At 63.5% G+C, this 15,884-nt stretch carries 9 protein-coding genes; 2 read left to right on the plus strand and 7 right to left on the minus strand.

Annotation, left to right across the window (positions count from 1 at the left end):
• Both JQS43_RS21095 and JQS43_RS21100 read right to left on the minus strand, forming a co-directional pair.
• Positions 1-6,228, minus strand: coding sequence for a non-ribosomal peptide synthetase (locus JQS43_RS21095; RefSeq protein WP_239676115.1), 6,228 nt, complete (start codon positions 6,226-6,228; stop codon positions 1-3).
• Positions 6,229-6,426: 198 nt separating this feature from the next.
• On the minus strand, positions 6,427-7,191 hold the full coding sequence (locus JQS43_RS21100) for a tryptophan 2,3-dioxygenase family protein (protein ID WP_239676116.1): 765 nt from the start codon (positions 7,189-7,191) through the stop codon (positions 6,427-6,429).
• Positions 7,192-7,458: 267 nt separating this feature from the next.
• On the opposite strand from JQS43_RS21100, the gene JQS43_RS26120 reads away from it, so the two are divergent.
• Positions 7,459-8,241 (plus strand): helix-turn-helix transcriptional regulator, encoded by a 783-nt coding sequence (locus tag JQS43_RS26120; RefSeq protein WP_275580943.1) that lies wholly within the window; start codon positions 7,459-7,461, stop codon positions 8,239-8,241.
• 12 nt (positions 8,242-8,253) lie between these two features.
• The gene (locus JQS43_RS21110; RefSeq protein ID WP_275580944.1) at positions 8,254-10,377 is read left to right on the plus strand and encodes a branched-chain amino acid transaminase; all 2,124 of its coding nucleotides are present in this window, start codon (positions 8,254-8,256) and stop codon (positions 10,375-10,377) included.
• Positions 10,378-10,390: 13 nt separating this feature from the next.
• Here JQS43_RS21110 and JQS43_RS21115 read toward each other — a convergent pair whose 3' ends face one another.
• The 5 genes from JQS43_RS21115 to JQS43_RS26125 all read right to left on the minus strand — a co-directional run bounded on the left by JQS43_RS21115 (position 10,391) and on the right by JQS43_RS26125 (position 15,134).
• Positions 10,391-11,938 (minus strand): AMP-binding protein, encoded by a 1,548-nt coding sequence (locus JQS43_RS21115; RefSeq protein WP_239676117.1) that lies wholly within the window; start codon positions 11,936-11,938, stop codon positions 10,391-10,393.
• Between the two features lie 160 nt (positions 11,939-12,098).
• Complete coding sequence (locus tag JQS43_RS21120; RefSeq protein ID WP_239676118.1) at positions 12,099-12,644, minus strand: ferritin-like domain-containing protein; 546 nt, start codon at positions 12,642-12,644, stop codon at positions 12,099-12,101.
• Between the two features lie 3 nt (positions 12,645-12,647).
• Complete coding sequence (locus JQS43_RS21125; RefSeq protein ID WP_239676119.1) at positions 12,648-12,914, minus strand: acyl carrier protein; 267 nt, start codon at positions 12,912-12,914, stop codon at positions 12,648-12,650.
• 501 nt (positions 12,915-13,415) lie between these two features.
• Positions 13,416-14,351 (minus strand): branched-chain amino acid transaminase, encoded by a 936-nt coding sequence (locus JQS43_RS21130; protein ID WP_275580945.1) that lies wholly within the window; start codon positions 14,349-14,351, stop codon positions 13,416-13,418.
• A gap of 12 nt (positions 14,352-14,363) precedes the next feature.
• Positions 14,364-15,134: a helix-turn-helix transcriptional regulator gene (locus tag JQS43_RS26125; RefSeq protein WP_275580946.1), complete on the minus strand. Its 771-nt coding sequence runs from the start codon at positions 15,132-15,134 to the stop codon at positions 14,364-14,366.
• Between the last annotated feature and the right edge of the window lie 750 nt (positions 15,135-15,884).

Consider the following 15,884-nt stretch of genomic DNA (forward strand, 5'->3'; position numbering starts at 1 on the left):
TCAGACCTCCTGTTCCGCGGGGAAGGCATGGCGGCGACGGCGAGTTGCGCGCCGCTGCTGTGCTTGGTCGAACGCCTCATCGATCCGGTCAGTTGGGCGGCTTCCCGTCGAGTCCAGGAATCCGACCAGCCGGCGGATACTGGGATACTCGAACAGGGCCATCAGCGGCACTTCCCGGCCAAGGGCGCTTCGGAGTCGGCGGCCGATCCGTACGATCGCGACCGAATCGGCACCTAGCTCGAAGAAGCTATCGGTAACGCTCATCCCTTTGGTGCCGAGTTCCGCCGCGAAGACATCGAAGATCTGCGACTCCAAGTCGGACCCGGGTGCTACGACCGGCGCGCTGCTCCGGTCGACCTCATCAGCGAGCGCGGCGAGCGCCCGGCGGTCGACTTTTCCTTGAGCATTGAGCGGCAACTCCGCCATCACCCGAAGGTCGACGGGCACCATGTATGCCGGCAGGTGTTCGCTGGCATACCGACGCACCTCCGCAATGAGCTCGGACGGGTCGGCCTGGGCGGGATCCGGCTTCCCCGGGCCGGGTGCCGCGCTCGCCCGAACCCCACCAACCAGACTGTGGAGCAGGAAGTCGTCGTCCGCCAGGCCGAAAGCCTCCCGCAGCGGCTCTTCGTTGCGGTGAAGGCCGATTCCGCAGAGACCCACTGCACCCAGCGCGGCCGCTTCCTGAAGGAGCAGGCTCATCTGGCCGGCCTCCAGGAGGCAGAACTGCTCGGATCGGTCACCGTACATCGGCCGCACGGTGGCGGCGTGTCCGACCAGGTAGATGCCGAAAGCGGCACCTTCGAAGGCGGCTTGGTTGTCGTCGATCTGCATGTCCGCTGGCAGCGTCTCGCCATCGCGCAACGGATACAGCCGGTGCTCGACCGGATCGTAATAGTAGGCACCGGCAGAAAGACCGGTCACCCGGCCCGGCTTGACATAGAGATAGGTCTGTACTGGATAGAGCGATCCTGCTGAACCGTATCTGTACTTGGGCACCGGCCGCTCATCATCAGGCCACGCCCGAAGACATTCGAGGAGCCGAGACAGCTCGGTCATTGGCAGCGGGGTTGCTTCGAACGTGCGGTAGCTGGCGCGGCGGAAGCTTTGCCCGCGCGCCCGGACCGGGTCCGTCGCCGCAGGCAGGTCCACACCGGCGGTCCACCCGGTCCGCCGTGCCGGCTGGGAGATAGTAATCGCAGCCCGCTGTGCCGGGTCGGTGATGACGTCACCGAGCAACTGCCGGTCCCGACCGAAGTCCGCTCCCGTGGACGGCGGGCGCTGCCGTGCGGGATCCTCGGCTCCGGCCGCGGCAGCAGCGGCGGGACGACTCCCGCTCGGCACCACGAAGCCCACCAACCGTCGACCCCGACGCCCACCCACCGCCACCACCACCACCGCCGACACCCCCACACACCGCCCCAACACAACCTCCACCTCACCCAACTCAATCCGAAAACCACCCACCTTCACCTGAGAATCCTCACGCCCCAAAAACTCCACATTCCCATCAGCCAACCACCGACCAAGATCACCCGTCCTATACAACCGCTCCCCCGACAACGGATGCACCACAAAACGCTCCGCCGAACGCACCACATCCCCCCAATACCCCTCCGCCAACCCCACCCCACCAATAAACAACTCACCAACCACCCCAACCGGACAATCCTCCCACCGATCATTCAACACATAAATCCGCTGACCCGCCAATGGACGCCCATACGGAACCGACTCCCAACCCGCACCCACCTCACCCACCTCATAAAAAACCGACCAAATACCCGCCTCCGTCGCCCCACCCAACGACACCACCCGACACCCCGAAACCACCGAACGCCACCGACCCGGCAAATCCAAACCAATCCAATCACCCGACCACAACGCCAACCGCACCGAATCCAAACCACCCTCCCCACCCCCCGACTCCACATGCGCCACCATCATCTCCGCCAACGCCGGCACACTATTCCACACCGTCACACCATGCCCCGAAACCAACTCCAACCAATGCCCCGGATCACGAGAAGAACCACGCCGCGGCAACACCAAACGACCCCCCACACCCAACACCCCAAACACATCCCACACACTCAAATCAAAACTCAACGACGACAACCCCAACACCACATCATCCGCACCCACACCAAACCGCGAACACACATCAACACACGTATTCAAAGCCGCCCGATGCGACACCGCCACACCCTTCGGAACACCCGTCGAACCCGACGTGAAAATCACATAAGCAACATCAGACGAAACCGCCGGCGACACCTCCACCGGACCCTCCCGATCACACACCTCATCCACCCGCAACACCCCCACACCACCAGGCCACACCACATCCCCATCACCCCCCGCACACAACACCCACCCACACCCACCCGCCGACAACAACTCACCCCTCCGCGCCACCGGCAAATCCACATCCACCGGCAAATACACACCACCCGCCAACAACACCCCCACCACCGCCACCACCTGCTCCACCGACTTCGACACCCCCACCGCCACCACATCACCCCGCCCCACACCAACCTCCCGCAAACCCCGAGCCACACCCGACGCCCACCCCACCAACTCCCCAAACGTCAACACCCCACCATCAGCCGACACCACCGCCACCCGACCCGGATCCCGCAACCCCCACCCCACCAACCCATCCACCAACAACCCCTCCGGCACCACCCCATCCGTCGCATTCACCCCCGACACCAACTCCCCCAACCCAACCGGCACCAACCCACCAACCCCCACACCCCAACCAGCCTCATCCACCAGCGTTTCCAGCAACTGGCAATAGGTGTCGAACATGTTGTCGAGGTGGTTGGCCGAAAGAACCTGAGCGGGCGCGTCCCAGTTGAACTCCAACGCCCCGACGTTTTCGTATACCTGATGGTCGAGCACGACTTGCGGGGTCTGAGATATCGCGTAACGGGTGGTGCCAAGCCACTGTTGCCCAAATGCTCCATAATCCTCACCACGACGATCCCAGCCCTGCTCGCGGGCGCTCGCGAAGACCACCGGACTTATCGCTCGCCCTTGGGCATGCCGCCGGGCAGCGAGTTCTCGAAGGACTTCAACCCCGTTGAAGTCGCGATGCGCCAAGTCTTGCCACAACTGCTCCTGCAAACGTTGCGCCAGCTCCGCCAATGTGGGATTGCCCTGCAGATCTACCTCCAGCAGTGTGACCCCGGTGAAGTCGCCAATCACCGCAGCGATGTCCGGGTGTAGCGATTCCCGGCTGAATAAAGGCAGGTTGAGCAGGAACCGGCCATTGCGGCTCCAGCGGGCCAATACCACCGAGAAAGCCGCGAGCATGGTCGCGGTCGGCGTCACCTGGTGGCGTGCTGCCGCTTCGCGAATTCGTGTCCAATGAGCAGGTGACACACTGTGGTCGCGCCGCACCCAGGTCGGCCGGTCGCTCCCGTCGGGTCGGGTCAACGGCAGCTGCGGGCCTTCCGGAAGTTCGTCGATCCGGTCCAACCAGTAGCTTCGTGCCTGCTGGTATTCTTCCTCATCGCGTTTGCCAAGCCAGCTTTGGACAACGTCGCGGAAGGTCAGTCGTAATGGGGCCAGCTTCTCCCCCTCATACAACCGGCGCCAATCGTCGAAGAAGAGCCGCACACTCGCGACATCGGCGATCAACAGGTCAATGCTGACGTGTAACCGGGCGGCGCCGCCGGACAATCGGGAGACCCGCACCTGCCAGAGTGGGAACTCGTGCACCGGGCGTACCTCGTGGGACATGTCCTCCCGGATTCGCGCTAGCTCGGTCGACACCTCCGCTGCGGATCCGGCCACGTCGGTCACCACCATCGGCACCGGAGTCGCCTCCGACATCGGCAGCACCCTTTGTTCGCCATCGTCGGTGATCACTGCCCGCAGCATGTCGTGGCGGTCCACCAGCTCCACCAACGCCGCGTACAGGCGCTCCTGGTCCAAGGATTCAGTATCGATCTCTAGGTACAGGTGGGTACCGACACGGCCGAGGTCGTATCCGTCAGCTCGCCCTACCAGGTAGGCGTGTTGCAAGTCGGTCAACGGAAACGGGTGGTAACGCTGCTCCAGGTCGGCGCTCTGGATCGCCGTCGCGTGACTTACGGTCTCAGCCTCGGAATGTCGCGCCGGCGGATAGTCCGCCGGCGCTACCTCCTTCGACTCGAAGCCGTTGGAGATATGCTCGGCAAGCTCGGCGACGGATGCACGAAGGAAGGTCGAGACCGGTATCAGCACCCCGGTATCGCGCTCTAGGGCTCCCCGCAACTCCATCGCCCGTAGCGACTCAAGCCCCAACCCAGCGAGTGGGGTCTCCTCCGGGACCTCACTGATTGCCACGCCCAGCATCGAGGCGAGGCGGCGCCGCAGGTCCGCGGAGATGATCACTGGCCGGATCAGGTTGTCCACTGAACCCAGCACCACGCTGAGCGTGGCCGTCGCGGTCGGCGTTTCGACATCACCGATCGGTGTTGCCATCGCCGACGCTGCCAGTGCGGTTACCTTCCCGGCCAGGTAGCGGTCCCGGCATGCGCCCCTCTGCACCTTGCCGCTCACCGTCTTCGACACCTCGTTGGGTGGGACGACGAGCACCTCGTGAACCTCCACCTGATGCTCATTAGTGATCGCGGATCGAATCTCGGTGGCGAGGCTCGTCAGACTGTCCGAGAACGCCTCCGGGTCTAATATCGACTGGAGGACGATCAACTTCTCGCCCTCTTCACTGTCAATTGAGAACGCCGCCGCCGGGGCACCTGCCAAGGCTTGGTGAACCCGCTCGCTGGTCAGCTCCACATCCTGGGGATAGATGTTGCGGCCGCGGATGATAATGAGCTCCTTGTGCCGGCCGCACAGCACGAGCTCGTTGCCAAAGAAGAACCCGAGATCGCCGGTACGCACGAAGGGCCCCGAGCCATCGGCCAACCGGGCCCGAAAAGTCGCATCGGATAGCTGTTCGCGCCGCCAGTATCCCTGACAGGTGATCGGACCCCCGACCCACACCTCACCGACCTGCCTCTCCGCGACTGGGGCATGGGTGTCCGGGTCCACCACGACCACCTCACAGTGTGGTCCCGTAAGTCCTACTCCGACCAGGCTGAGCCGCCGGTGATGGGAATCCGGCAGCACTTCAGCGCGTCCCCTCTCGAGCTCTGCTGCATCGACATGCAGCACCGTCGGTGAGGGATCCGCGTGCCGAGCGGTGATGAACAGCATCGTCTCAGTCATGCCGAAGCCCGGGGTCATCGCCTCGGCACGGAATCCGTAAGGCGCGTATGCCGCGGTAAACCGCTCTATTGTAGATGGGCGAATGCGCTCTGCGGCGTTCATCGTGGTATGCCAGCCAGCGAGGTCGAGGCCTGATCGCTGTGACTCCGGGATACGGTCCACGCAGCGATCGAAGGCGAAGTTCGGGGCGCAGGAGAGGACCGGGCCGGGAGTAGCGGAGATGGCTCGCAACCACCGAGCCGGATCGGCTATGAAGTCCTCCGGAGTCAGGAAGGTCGCCTCGCCTCCCAGGTACTGCGACAGCATCAGATGACCGGCGATACCCAAGGCATGGTAGGGCGAGATCCAGCTGACAACGTTGGTTCCCGATGAGAGCTGACCCAGTTGCTGCATCTGCGCCAGCTGAAACATGAGGTTGGCGTGGCTAACCATCACTCCCTTGGGAGCCCCCGTGGAACCGGAGGTGTACTGCAGTAGCGCGAGGTTCTCACCGGGGATCGACTCCGCGACACATGCGTCGCTGGCGGTCGGGTCCAGCGTGTCGATGGTCAACCATGGCGCCGAACCTGCGAGCTGTCCCGTTACGTCGTCAAGTTGTTGCCGGATCGCCTCAACCGTCACTACTGCCGAGACCTCCGCGTTCGCGGCGATCTGCATCGCCCGTTCGGTACGCGGGTCACTTGGACCATCCACTGGAGGAGGGCACGCCACCACCACAGCTCCACGGTAGAGAGTACCGAAGGTACCTACCAGGAAGTCGAGCCCGGGCGGAAGCAGCACCAGGACACGATCTTGGGGTTTGACCCGCTCGGCCAGCGACGCAGCCAGCGCGCGGGCCCGCAGGTCCAGCTCACCCCGGGTGTAGACAGCTTCGGAGGTCTCGCCGCCACCTGGATAGGACAAGAACCGAAAGGCGTTTCGCGCTGGGTCGCTAGCAGCGTTGGCTCGCAAAACATCGACGAAGGTGCCGTCGAGCTGCCCTACGGCGACTGGGTCGGTCATCTGCGCTCCTGCTCTTGACGGTGTACACCGCGCCCGGTCACGCGGAGCTAGCGAGTTCGCTGCCTTTAGCCTGCCGAGGGAGCGGCTGAGAAACGCCCCTCGACCGGGGGCTCCGCCCAGTCACCGTCCTGAACGAGCAAGACGGGGTACCCGTTTGGTCACCTGCCTAGACAGGGTGCCCGGGTGATCCCGACGCCCCTACCGAAGACGGGTCCGGGCCTGCCACAGGTCAGGGAAGAACCGGTCGTCTCGCCGGGAACGGAGGTATCCAACCCCAGTGGAACCCCCGGTGCCGGGTTGGTGACCGATAATGCGCTCGACCACCACCGCGTGCCGCACCCGCCACATCACCCAGGCTTCGTCATGATCAAGCAATGCTTCGGCGAGCTCGGTCAGCTCCCAGGACCTGTGATCGCAGGTGACGACGTCCGCCGGCTCCGCGAAACCCCGTCGCCGCACCAGCTTGCGGTACGCATCCCAGAGCGTTGGCTCTTGCCGCCTCCGTCGTACTCGGGGCTGGCTGGCCACCGTCGTCGGGAGGTGCCGCCCCACCAGCCCTGAGAGCAGCTCAATCTCCCGGAACCTGGTCGACTCCAATCCGCTGGCGGTACCCAGGCTGGGGCGCAGACCTGCGAACTGCTGAGGGCTAATGGTCGTCAGGGTGTCCAACTGCGCCAGCAACAGCCGATCCACCGCTACGACTCGTCGGAGCCGGTACTGGGCGGCTTCGACCCGCTCCGCCAGCAAGTCGTCGCGCGCCTGCTCCAGCTCGTGGAGGAGCAGCTCAAACCAGAGCTCGAACGCTTGGTGTGCCATGACGAAGAACCGACCATCGGGATGATCTGGCACCTGCTGACAGGCGGCGAAGAGCTCGTCCAGGTGCAGGAACTCTTCGTACGAGCCGGAGTGGCTGGTGCCAGTGGCTACCACATGACCGTTCCCAGCTGCTGTTTCGCCATTCATGCTGCCATTGTGGCCGCTCCTCGTCACCCTGACAGTGCCGATCCGAGGAGCACGCACAGGCACGGCCAAGCACCCGCTGGGGCACCTGACCAGATCGCCTGACCCAACCGAACGGAGGATTCTTGCCTGCCACTCGATCGTCCGGCAATACCCGATCGGGCACCTCATCCACGCTGCCCTACCCTCGCTGATCTTGGCTAGCGTGAGCCGAAGCGACCAGCTCGATGTCCACCAACTGGTGTCCTCGCATGAATGGCGGTGGTTCCGATGACGGCAGCCCAACGGTTCGACGCACCACCGCATTGGGCTGGTAGTGGGGATTTGCAGATATTGGTGGCGGTGGGTGATGAGCTGATTCGGTGTGGGGTTAGCCAGTTGTTGTCGGGCTTGTCGATGGTTGGTTCGGTGGTGGAGTGTTCGGGGGTGGAGGGGGCGGTTTCGTTGTTGGGGGTGCGGGATTTTGATGTGGTGTTGGTGTCGGTGAGTGGTGGGGTGGAGGGGGTTGGTGAGGTTGTGGGGGTGGCGGGTGAGCGGGGTGCGTCGTCGTTGTTGTTGTTGCGGTCTGCGGAGGATGGGTTGACGTCGGAGTGGTGTGGTCTGGGTGCGGATGGGTTTTTGTTGGAGGCGGGTTTGAGTCGTGCGGTGTTGTTGGAGGCTTTGCAGAAGTTGCGGCAGGGGGATATGCCGATGCCGGGGGTTTTGGCGCGGCGGATGCTTGATGAGCTGCACGGTCGGGGCCGCGGTCAGAGTCGGGAGGGTTCGTCTTTTTTGTTGACGCCGCGGGAGCGGCAGGCATTGGTGTTGTTGGCGGAGGGGTTGAGTAATAAGCAAATCGCTCGCCGGTTGGGGATTTCCGAGCACGGGGCGAAGCGGCATGTGGGGAATGTGCTGGCGAAGCTTAATTGTCCGAATCGGACGGTTGCGGTGGCGGTGGCGTTGCATCATGGCTTGCTGGCGGATGGGGAGAAGGATGCGCCGACGAGTTCGTCGGTGGTGGGTGAGCGGCGTCGGTTGGCGTCGCGGTCGAATGTTCGCCGTCGCACGATGTGAGGAGTGTGCGTGATGTCCGATGCCAAGGTGTGGATGGATGGGTCGTTGGTTGATTGGGATGCGGCGTCGGTGCATGTGAGTGCGCATGGGCTGCATTATGGGATTGGTTTTTTTGAGGGGGTGAGATGTTTTGCGACGCCGTCTGGTCCGGCGATCTTCCGTTTGACGGATCATCTGCAACGGTTGGTTCGGTCGGCGGCGACGTACTTGGTGGCGTTGCCGTATGGGGTGGAGGAGTTGGCGGAGGCGTGTCGGAGTGTGGTCCGGGCGAATGGGTTCGCAGATTGTTATCTGCGGCCGGTGGTTTTTTTGGGGGCGGGTGAGAGTCCGTTGGCGGCGCCGTATCATGTGGCGGTTATTGGGTCGACGCATGGCCCGTTGGTGGGGGCTCCGAAGGAGGGGGGTGTGGCGGCCAAGGTGGTGAGTTTTCACCGGGTGCCGTCGACGGTCATTCCTCCGGCTGCGAAAGCGACGGGTCAGTATTTGAATTCGTATCTGGCGCAGATGGAGGCGTTGACGTGTGGGTTTGATGAGGCGATTTTGTTGAATACCCAGGGGGAGGTGACTGATGGGTGGGCTCATAATTTGTTTGTGGTGCGGGATGGGGTGTTGATGACACCGCCGTTGTCGGCGGGGGCGTTGGCGGGGGTGGTGCGGGACACGGTGATGGTGTTGGCGGGGGAGTTGGGGGTCGAGTGTCGGGTGGAGCCGTTGACACGGACGGATCTTTACCATGCTGATGAGTGTTTCTTGACGGGTACTGCGGCGGGGGTTGTGCCGGTGGTGAGTGTGGATCGTAGGGTGGTGGGTGGTGGTGTGCCGGGGGCGGTAACGGAACGGTTGGTGGAGCGGTTCGGGGATGTTGTTTCGGGTCGGTCGACGGACCATCAGCAATGGCGCGAACCGGTCGAGATTCTGCCCGCGGAGCCGCCCAGCTCGTCACCCGACCAGCAACTCACCAATTATCGCGTCGCGCTGCGCACTGCGATGGCCGGCATCACCGACGAGGCCGTCGCTCGCTGGGAGGCAACCGGACACACCCCTCGCCAGGCCATCGTTGACCTCGCCAACCACGGCGCCTTCGAAGCGCGCTGGCACCATGGCGCCACCGGTGGACTTCGATACCTCACCGCAATGGCCGAGGAGACCAGCCAGGCATGTGGTGGACTAGCGCTGGCTGCGATGGGCCACAGCGAGGTCTTCGTCGGCAGCCTCCATTGGCTGGGTGAGACCGAACGCCAGCGGCTGCTTCTCCAACAAGCACTCGCTGGCGAAGCCATCGGGTGCTTTGGCGCCACCGAGGCTCAGGGCGGCTCAGATCTCTCCGGCCTCCAAACCACCGCCGTTCGGGACGGCGGCGGTTGGCGCCTGTCCGGACACAAGAAGTATGTCTCGAACCTCGGCACCGCCACCCACATTCTTGTGCTCGGCCGGACCCAGGGCAGCAGACCTCGCGATCTGTCCCTGTTCCTGGTCCCCACCAACGCGCCGGGTATCCGAATTGTCGGCTTCTACGACACCGTTGGACTACGCTCATGTGACGTTGGTGCTATCGAGTTCGAGGACGCGCCGCTTCCTGGTGACGCGCTCCTTGGTCAAGAAGGAATCGGCCTGGCGTACGCCAGCCGGCTGCTACAGTTTGAGCGACTGTCGATATGTGCCCAGCTCCTGACCGCTGGCAGGTTAGCGCTACAGCTCACCAGCGCCTATGCCCGACACCGGGTGACCGGCGGGGAGAAGTTGATCGATAAGCAGGTGGTCCGGCACAGGCTGGCGCGGGCACACGCCGACCTCTCTGTCGCCACCGCCGGTCTTGAGGTATTGGTCCAGCGGGGCAGCCGCGAGGAGCCCTTCGCACACGAGGTCGCCGGCCTCAAACTCGTGGTCTCCGATCTGGTCGAACGGGTAACCGATGACTGCCTGCAGATTTTCGGCGCTCGTGGTTACACCACTGGCTTTCCCCTCCAGCGCTGGTGGCGGGATGTTCGGCTCGCCCGTATCGGCGGAGGCGCCGACGAGGTCTTGACCGAAGCGCTCGCTGGTCGGCTACGGCAGCCTGATCAGCACTTCGATTCCATGATCGAGCGGCTCGTTGCTGCGGACGTGCCGGACCGGCCAGCTAATCACGGCGCTTGACGTCTACCGGCCTTCAGGACACCGAGCCGTATATCCGGCGTGGCGGTAACTCATCGCCCAGGACCATAGACCGTAGCTCGGGACGGCGGGGCTTGCCGGAGGATGTCCTGGGAATGACGCCGGACTGGACCACGACTAGCGGAGTTGGCCGAATGCCGGCCTCGTCGGCCACCGCCGCCCGCACCCGGCGCGCCAACTCTTCGGCCCGCGGCCGCTCCCGCGGTGAGACCTCCAAGACCAGCCCGAACGACTCTCCCGCCTCCTCACGGGAGTGCTTGAAGGCAGCGCATCCGACGACATAGGGCGCTCCGATGGTGTTCGCCAGCGCCTCGATGTCCTCGGCGAACACGTTGTGCCCTGCGACGGAAGCTACCTCGCCACGGCGGCCGATTACGTAGATCTCACCGTCCTGTATGAAACCGGCGTCGTCGGTGTCGAATGGGCGCGCTGGTTGCGCTTCGAACCCTCGCTCTGTCCAGTAGCCGGCGAACAACCAATCACCGTCGATCAATAGGGATCCCGGTCCGGGACCGGTTGGTTCCTTCACCGAGAGTAGGCTGCCGGGCAGCGGCGGGCCGAGCGAAACGTGGCCGTTAGTACCCTGTCGGGGGCCATTTCCGATGACTGTGGCCGAGGCTCCGACCGTCCCCTCCGCTAGTCCGTAGGCAGGAGAGATCGCCTGCCACGGAAAGTTGAACGCGCCAGCGGTCTCCTGGAAGGCCGTGAGATCCGGCCACAGCACACGTTCGGCGGCGTTGAGACACAAGCGCATACGGGACAGGTCCAGGCCGGCCGGGTACGCGGCGCGGGCGGCCAGCCGAAAGGCGAAGTTCGGGGCACCGCTGATCGTTGCCCCCTCGGCAGCGAGCATCGTCAGCCACCGTGCCGGATTGAGGACAAAGGCCCGGGGTTCAGTGTGCACCTGGGGTACCCGGCTGTAGAGTGCTGCCCCGAAGAAGCAGACAAAGCCAAGATCGTGGTAGAGCGGAAGCCAGGTAGCCGTACAGTCGACTGCCGGGTCCATTTCCAGGGTTCCGCTAATCATGCGAATGTGTCCGGCGAAGGCCTCCCGGCTGATCGCGACCCCCTTCGGAGCGCCCCTGCTCCCGGATGTGAATTGTACGAGCGCTATGTCCGGAATTGGGGGTATGGGGTCTACGACGGAGTCGTCGCCGGCCAGGGATTCGATCCGCAAGGACTGCAGGCCTGGAATTGCGACGGCAGCCGCCGAGGTCAGGTGGTGCCGGCAGCCCATTGCAGTCAGGACCGCGCCGATCCGTTCGACATATGGGGCCTGCTGATCGCGGCGCGGGGCCGGAGGCAGCGACACCAGGGTTGCGCCGGCGGACCAGACTCCGAGCGCAGCCGTGACCGCCTCGAGGTCGTTGGTGATCGTGACCGCAACCGAGTCGCCGGCGCGCACCCCCTGTGCGCGGAGGCGACTCCCGGCGGTGGCTACGATTCGGGCTAGCTTGTCGTACGTCACCGTGGTCCGTGCGCCATCAGTAGCGACGAAGCTCACGGTCTGCTCCGAGCCAAAGGGGCGGATTACCTCCTCCAACGAGAGTGCTTGCGTCGTTTGGTAACCCGTGGGCCATTCAGCCAACTGCTGACCGAGACCAACCTGCGACATACGTGCCATCCTTCTTTGCCCAGACTGCCACGGCCGGCACTCCCGGCTCGGTCAGCACCGACTCTCCCGTCCACAAGCCGTCGGTCTCCTACACCGGGGCGTTCGACTCCAGCTCCTCGATCGCTAGAGCATCGGCATGTTCGGCTCGTTCGATGAGCTGGTGCACCCCTTTGTCCTCTTTCGCCTGCTCCCGCAGCGCGTCCTCAATGTATGACACGTGCCACTGCTCGTCACGAATGATTGCCTTCATCGGACGCCGGATTGCCTTCGGCAAACCTTGCTGGTCGACGTGGATTTCGTATTCCGATAGACCACGCCGCTCCGATACCAGGGTTAGGGCAAGCATGTCGTTCAAGGTCTTTGGGATTCCGTAGTGAGCAGCGAGAACTGCCTGATAGGGCTCGTCGACGTCGACTACCTCGCCGTTGAACTCCTCGATGGCACGGGTCCACAGCCATGCGTGAACTGCCTCATCGCGCAGGTGACGCGAAAGATCTGTGCGCAGTCTCGTGGTGTTCGCCAACCTCTGCATCCGCATGATGGCGCCCGCACCATGAACCTCGGCTGCACGGTAGTGGTTGAGAATCCACACCGGATCCTCTGGGTCGATGTGGCGGCCAGATCGCGTGATCATCGTTCACCCCTCCTGCTTCGCGATACACCGGGCAATATCCTCGATTGTCCGCAACTCGGTCAGATCAGGCAGATCAACTCCGGTACCTAACTCGCCGTGCAGGGAAGCGAACAACTCGGAAGCGTCGAGCGAATCGAAGCCCAGGTCCTCCTTCAGATCGGTTTGCGGGGTCAACGCACGCGCATCGACGCCTCTCCCCCGCGCGACCATCCGAGTCACAATCTCCAGCGCTTGTTGCTCGTCCATATCGTCCTCACGGGTCGTCGACACGTCGCCACGGCAGCAACCCTTGGCACAGAGCGAACACCTGCCGGGCGATCCTGCTACAAACCATAGGAAAGGTCTGCGGGGAGCGCCGGCCTCGGACAGGGACTCCTTTCGACGGGGTCAGCCGACCCTTGTCACTTCCTCCTACGGGGTGCCCAACCAGGTACATTCCGAATGAGAGCTCAGAGATCCCGATCTACCGATACGGCAACCAGGTAGCAGGTCCCCGCCGGTCGTCCCTTCCCAGCCGTCGTCGGGCGGCGGCCCGGGTAACGACCGACTCAAGAAAGTACGACTTCGGCGGTGGCGGCAGGCAGGAATGCTGGCAAGGTCGCGGGCTGGGTCCGGCGTAGGTGAGCGAGGTTACCGCTGGTAGTCGGTCAGGGTCAGGTTCCACCCGCCGTGTCTTGAGCTGACCCGCTGCGCTGCCCGGATGCGATCAGTGCCGTGACGCCACGCCCGAAAACCAGCTCACCATGAATCCCGTCGGTAGATCAGACGGGGTCACGTCTGCAGGCGGGAGTCCGCAACGGCCTCTGCCGAAACTGGTTCGCGCCATTGCTGATGGTCCGTCGACCGACCCGAAACAACATCCCCGAACCGCTCCACCAACCGTTCCGTTACCGCCCCCGGCACACCACCACCCACCACCCTACGATCCACACTCACCACCGGCACAACCCCCGCCGCAGTACCCGTCAAGAAACACTCATCAGCATGGTAAAGATCCGTCCGTGTCAACGGCTCCACCCGACACTCGACCCCCAACTCCCCCGCCAACACCATCACCGTGTCCCGCACCACCCCCGCCAACGCCCCCGCCGACAACGGCGGTGTCATCAACACCCCATCCCGCACCACAAACAAATTATGAGCCCACCCATCAGTCACCTCCCCCTGGGTATTCAACAAAATCGCCTCATCAAACCCACACGTCAACGCCTCCATCTGCGCCAGATACGAATTCAAATACTGACCCGTCGCTTTCGCAGCCGGAGGAATGACCGTCGACGGCACCCGGTGAAAACTCACCACCTTGGCCGCCACACCCCCCTCCTTCGGAGCCCCCACCAACGGGCCATGCGTCGACCCAATAACCGCCACATGATACGGCGCCGCCAACGGACTCTCACCCGCCCCCAAAAAAACCACCGGCCGCAGATAACAATCTGCGAACCCATTCGCCCGGACCACACTCCGACACGCCTCCGCCAACTCCTCCACCCCATACGGCAACGCCACCAAGTACGTCGCCGCCGACCGAACCAACCGTTGCAGATGATCCGTCAAACGGAAGATCGCCGGACCAGACGGCGTCGCAAAACATCTCACCCCCTCAAAAAAACCAATCCCATAATGCAGCCCATGCGCACTCACATGCACCGACGCCGCATCCCAATCAACCAACGACCCATCCATCCACACCTTGGCATCGGACATCACGCACACTCCTCACATCGTGCGACGGCGAACATTCGACCGCGACGCCAACCGACGCCGCTCACCCACCACCGACGAACTCGTCGGCGCATCCTTCTCCCCATCCGCCAGCAAGCCATGATGCAACGCCACCGCCACCGCAACCGTCCGATTCGGACAATTAAGCTTCGCCAGCACATTCCCCACATGCCGCTTCGCCCCGTGCTCGGAAATCCCCAACCGGCGAGCGATTTGCTTATTACTCAACCCCTCCGCCAACAACACCAATGCCTGCCGCTCCCGCGGCGTCAACAAAAAAGACGAACCCTCCCGACTCTGACCGCGGCCCCGACCGTGCAGCTCATCAAGCATCCGCCGCGCCAAAACCCCCGGCATCGGCATATCCCCCTGCCGCAACTTCTGCAAAGCCTCCAACAACACCGCACGACTCAAACCCGCCTCCAACAAAAACCCATCCGCACCCAGACCACACCACTCCGACGTCAACCCATCCTCCGCAGACCGCAACAACAACAACGACGACGCACCCCGCTCACCCGCCACCCCCACAACCTCACCAACCCCCTCCACCCCACCACTCACCGACACCAACACCACATCAAAATCCCGCACCCCCAACAACGAAACCGCCCCCTCCACCCCCGAACACTCCACCACCGAACCAACCATCGACAAGCCCGACAACAACTGGCTAACCCCACACCGAATCAGCTCATCACCCACCGCCACCAATATCTGCAAATCCCCACTACCAGCCCAATGCGGGGTGTGCGGCTTTGACATCATCGGCCTCCTAGCACACGACCACGCTTCCCTCGGGTTCCGGTCGCCGAGGTTCAGTTGATCGATGCCCACATCACACACCACCCAGGCACAGCCCGCAAGTGGCCCCCTGATGAATCCTGGCTGATAGCACGCCGGTCGGCGAGCAGGCCTGCGGCGTCACCTGAGGCGTCAGCGGAAGCCAGCCCCGTGGCCTGCACGGAGATGACTGGGAACTATCCCATATGCAGAAGCGACCATCCAATAAGCAGGATCTGGTATGGGACGGATCGACTATTCATAGACAACTATTGAATTATGGCGAACATACCGGTTTTTGAGGCATAAGACTTACTGCCCCTTTCGCCCAAAGAGAACCATTCAAAAGTCATTGTCAACGCAACAAACCGCGGTGTGGGAAGGATACTGCTGCGGCCCCGGCTTGGCCGGCATCCACCGAGCCGATTCATGAAGTATCGGGCGGTTGGCTCCTAACGCTGGAGTTGACCAGGGCCGCCTCAAACCTGTGTAGGCAGGTCAGCGGGGTAGTCGGCCAGGGTCCCGGCGAAGTCGTCAACTGGGTGATGCCAAGTCGGGCCGGTGGGCGAGCGCTGTCGCGCGGTAGCAGGACTGCTATGACCCACGTCGCCTACCTGGTCGAACGCGGCGCATGTTGGATGGTGACCGTGAAGACGACCGGGAGGAGGCGCCGGCTCGGTTGGCCATCAACGCCTGCTCGGGACGTTGAACCGGAACGAGAAACGGGAGCCG

The organism is Natronosporangium hydrolyticum, from assembly GCF_016925615.1.
GTDB lineage: Bacteria > Actinomycetota > Actinomycetes > Mycobacteriales > Micromonosporaceae > Natronosporangium > Natronosporangium hydrolyticum.

What these genes read in the sequence shown, in the direction of transcription:
- JQS43_RS21120 (WP_239676118.1), bottom strand. Translation starts at nt 12,644, where the DNA reads ATGATCACGCGATCTGGCCGCCACATCGACCCAGAGGATCCGGTGTGG.
- JQS43_RS21110 (WP_275580944.1), top strand. Translation starts at nt 8,254, where the DNA reads ATGTCCGATGCCAAGGTGTGGATGGATGGGTCGTTGGTTGATTGGGAT.
- JQS43_RS21100 (WP_239676116.1), bottom strand. Translation starts at nt 7,191, where the DNA reads ATGAATGGCGAAACAGCAGCTGGGAACGGTCATGTGGTAGCCACTGGC.
- JQS43_RS26120 (WP_275580943.1), top strand. Translation starts at nt 7,459, where the DNA reads ATGACGGCAGCCCAACGGTTCGACGCACCACCGCATTGGGCTGGTAGT.
- JQS43_RS21130 (WP_275580945.1), bottom strand. Translation starts at nt 14,351, where the DNA reads ATGTCCGATGCCAAGGTGTGGATGGATGGGTCGTTGGTTGATTGGGAT.
- JQS43_RS21095 (WP_239676115.1), bottom strand. Translation starts at nt 6,228, where the DNA reads ATGACCGACCCAGTCGCCGTAGGGCAGCTCGACGGCACCTTCGTCGAT.
- JQS43_RS26125 (WP_275580946.1), bottom strand. Translation starts at nt 15,134, where the DNA reads ATGTCAAAGCCGCACACCCCGCATTGGGCTGGTAGTGGGGATTTGCAG.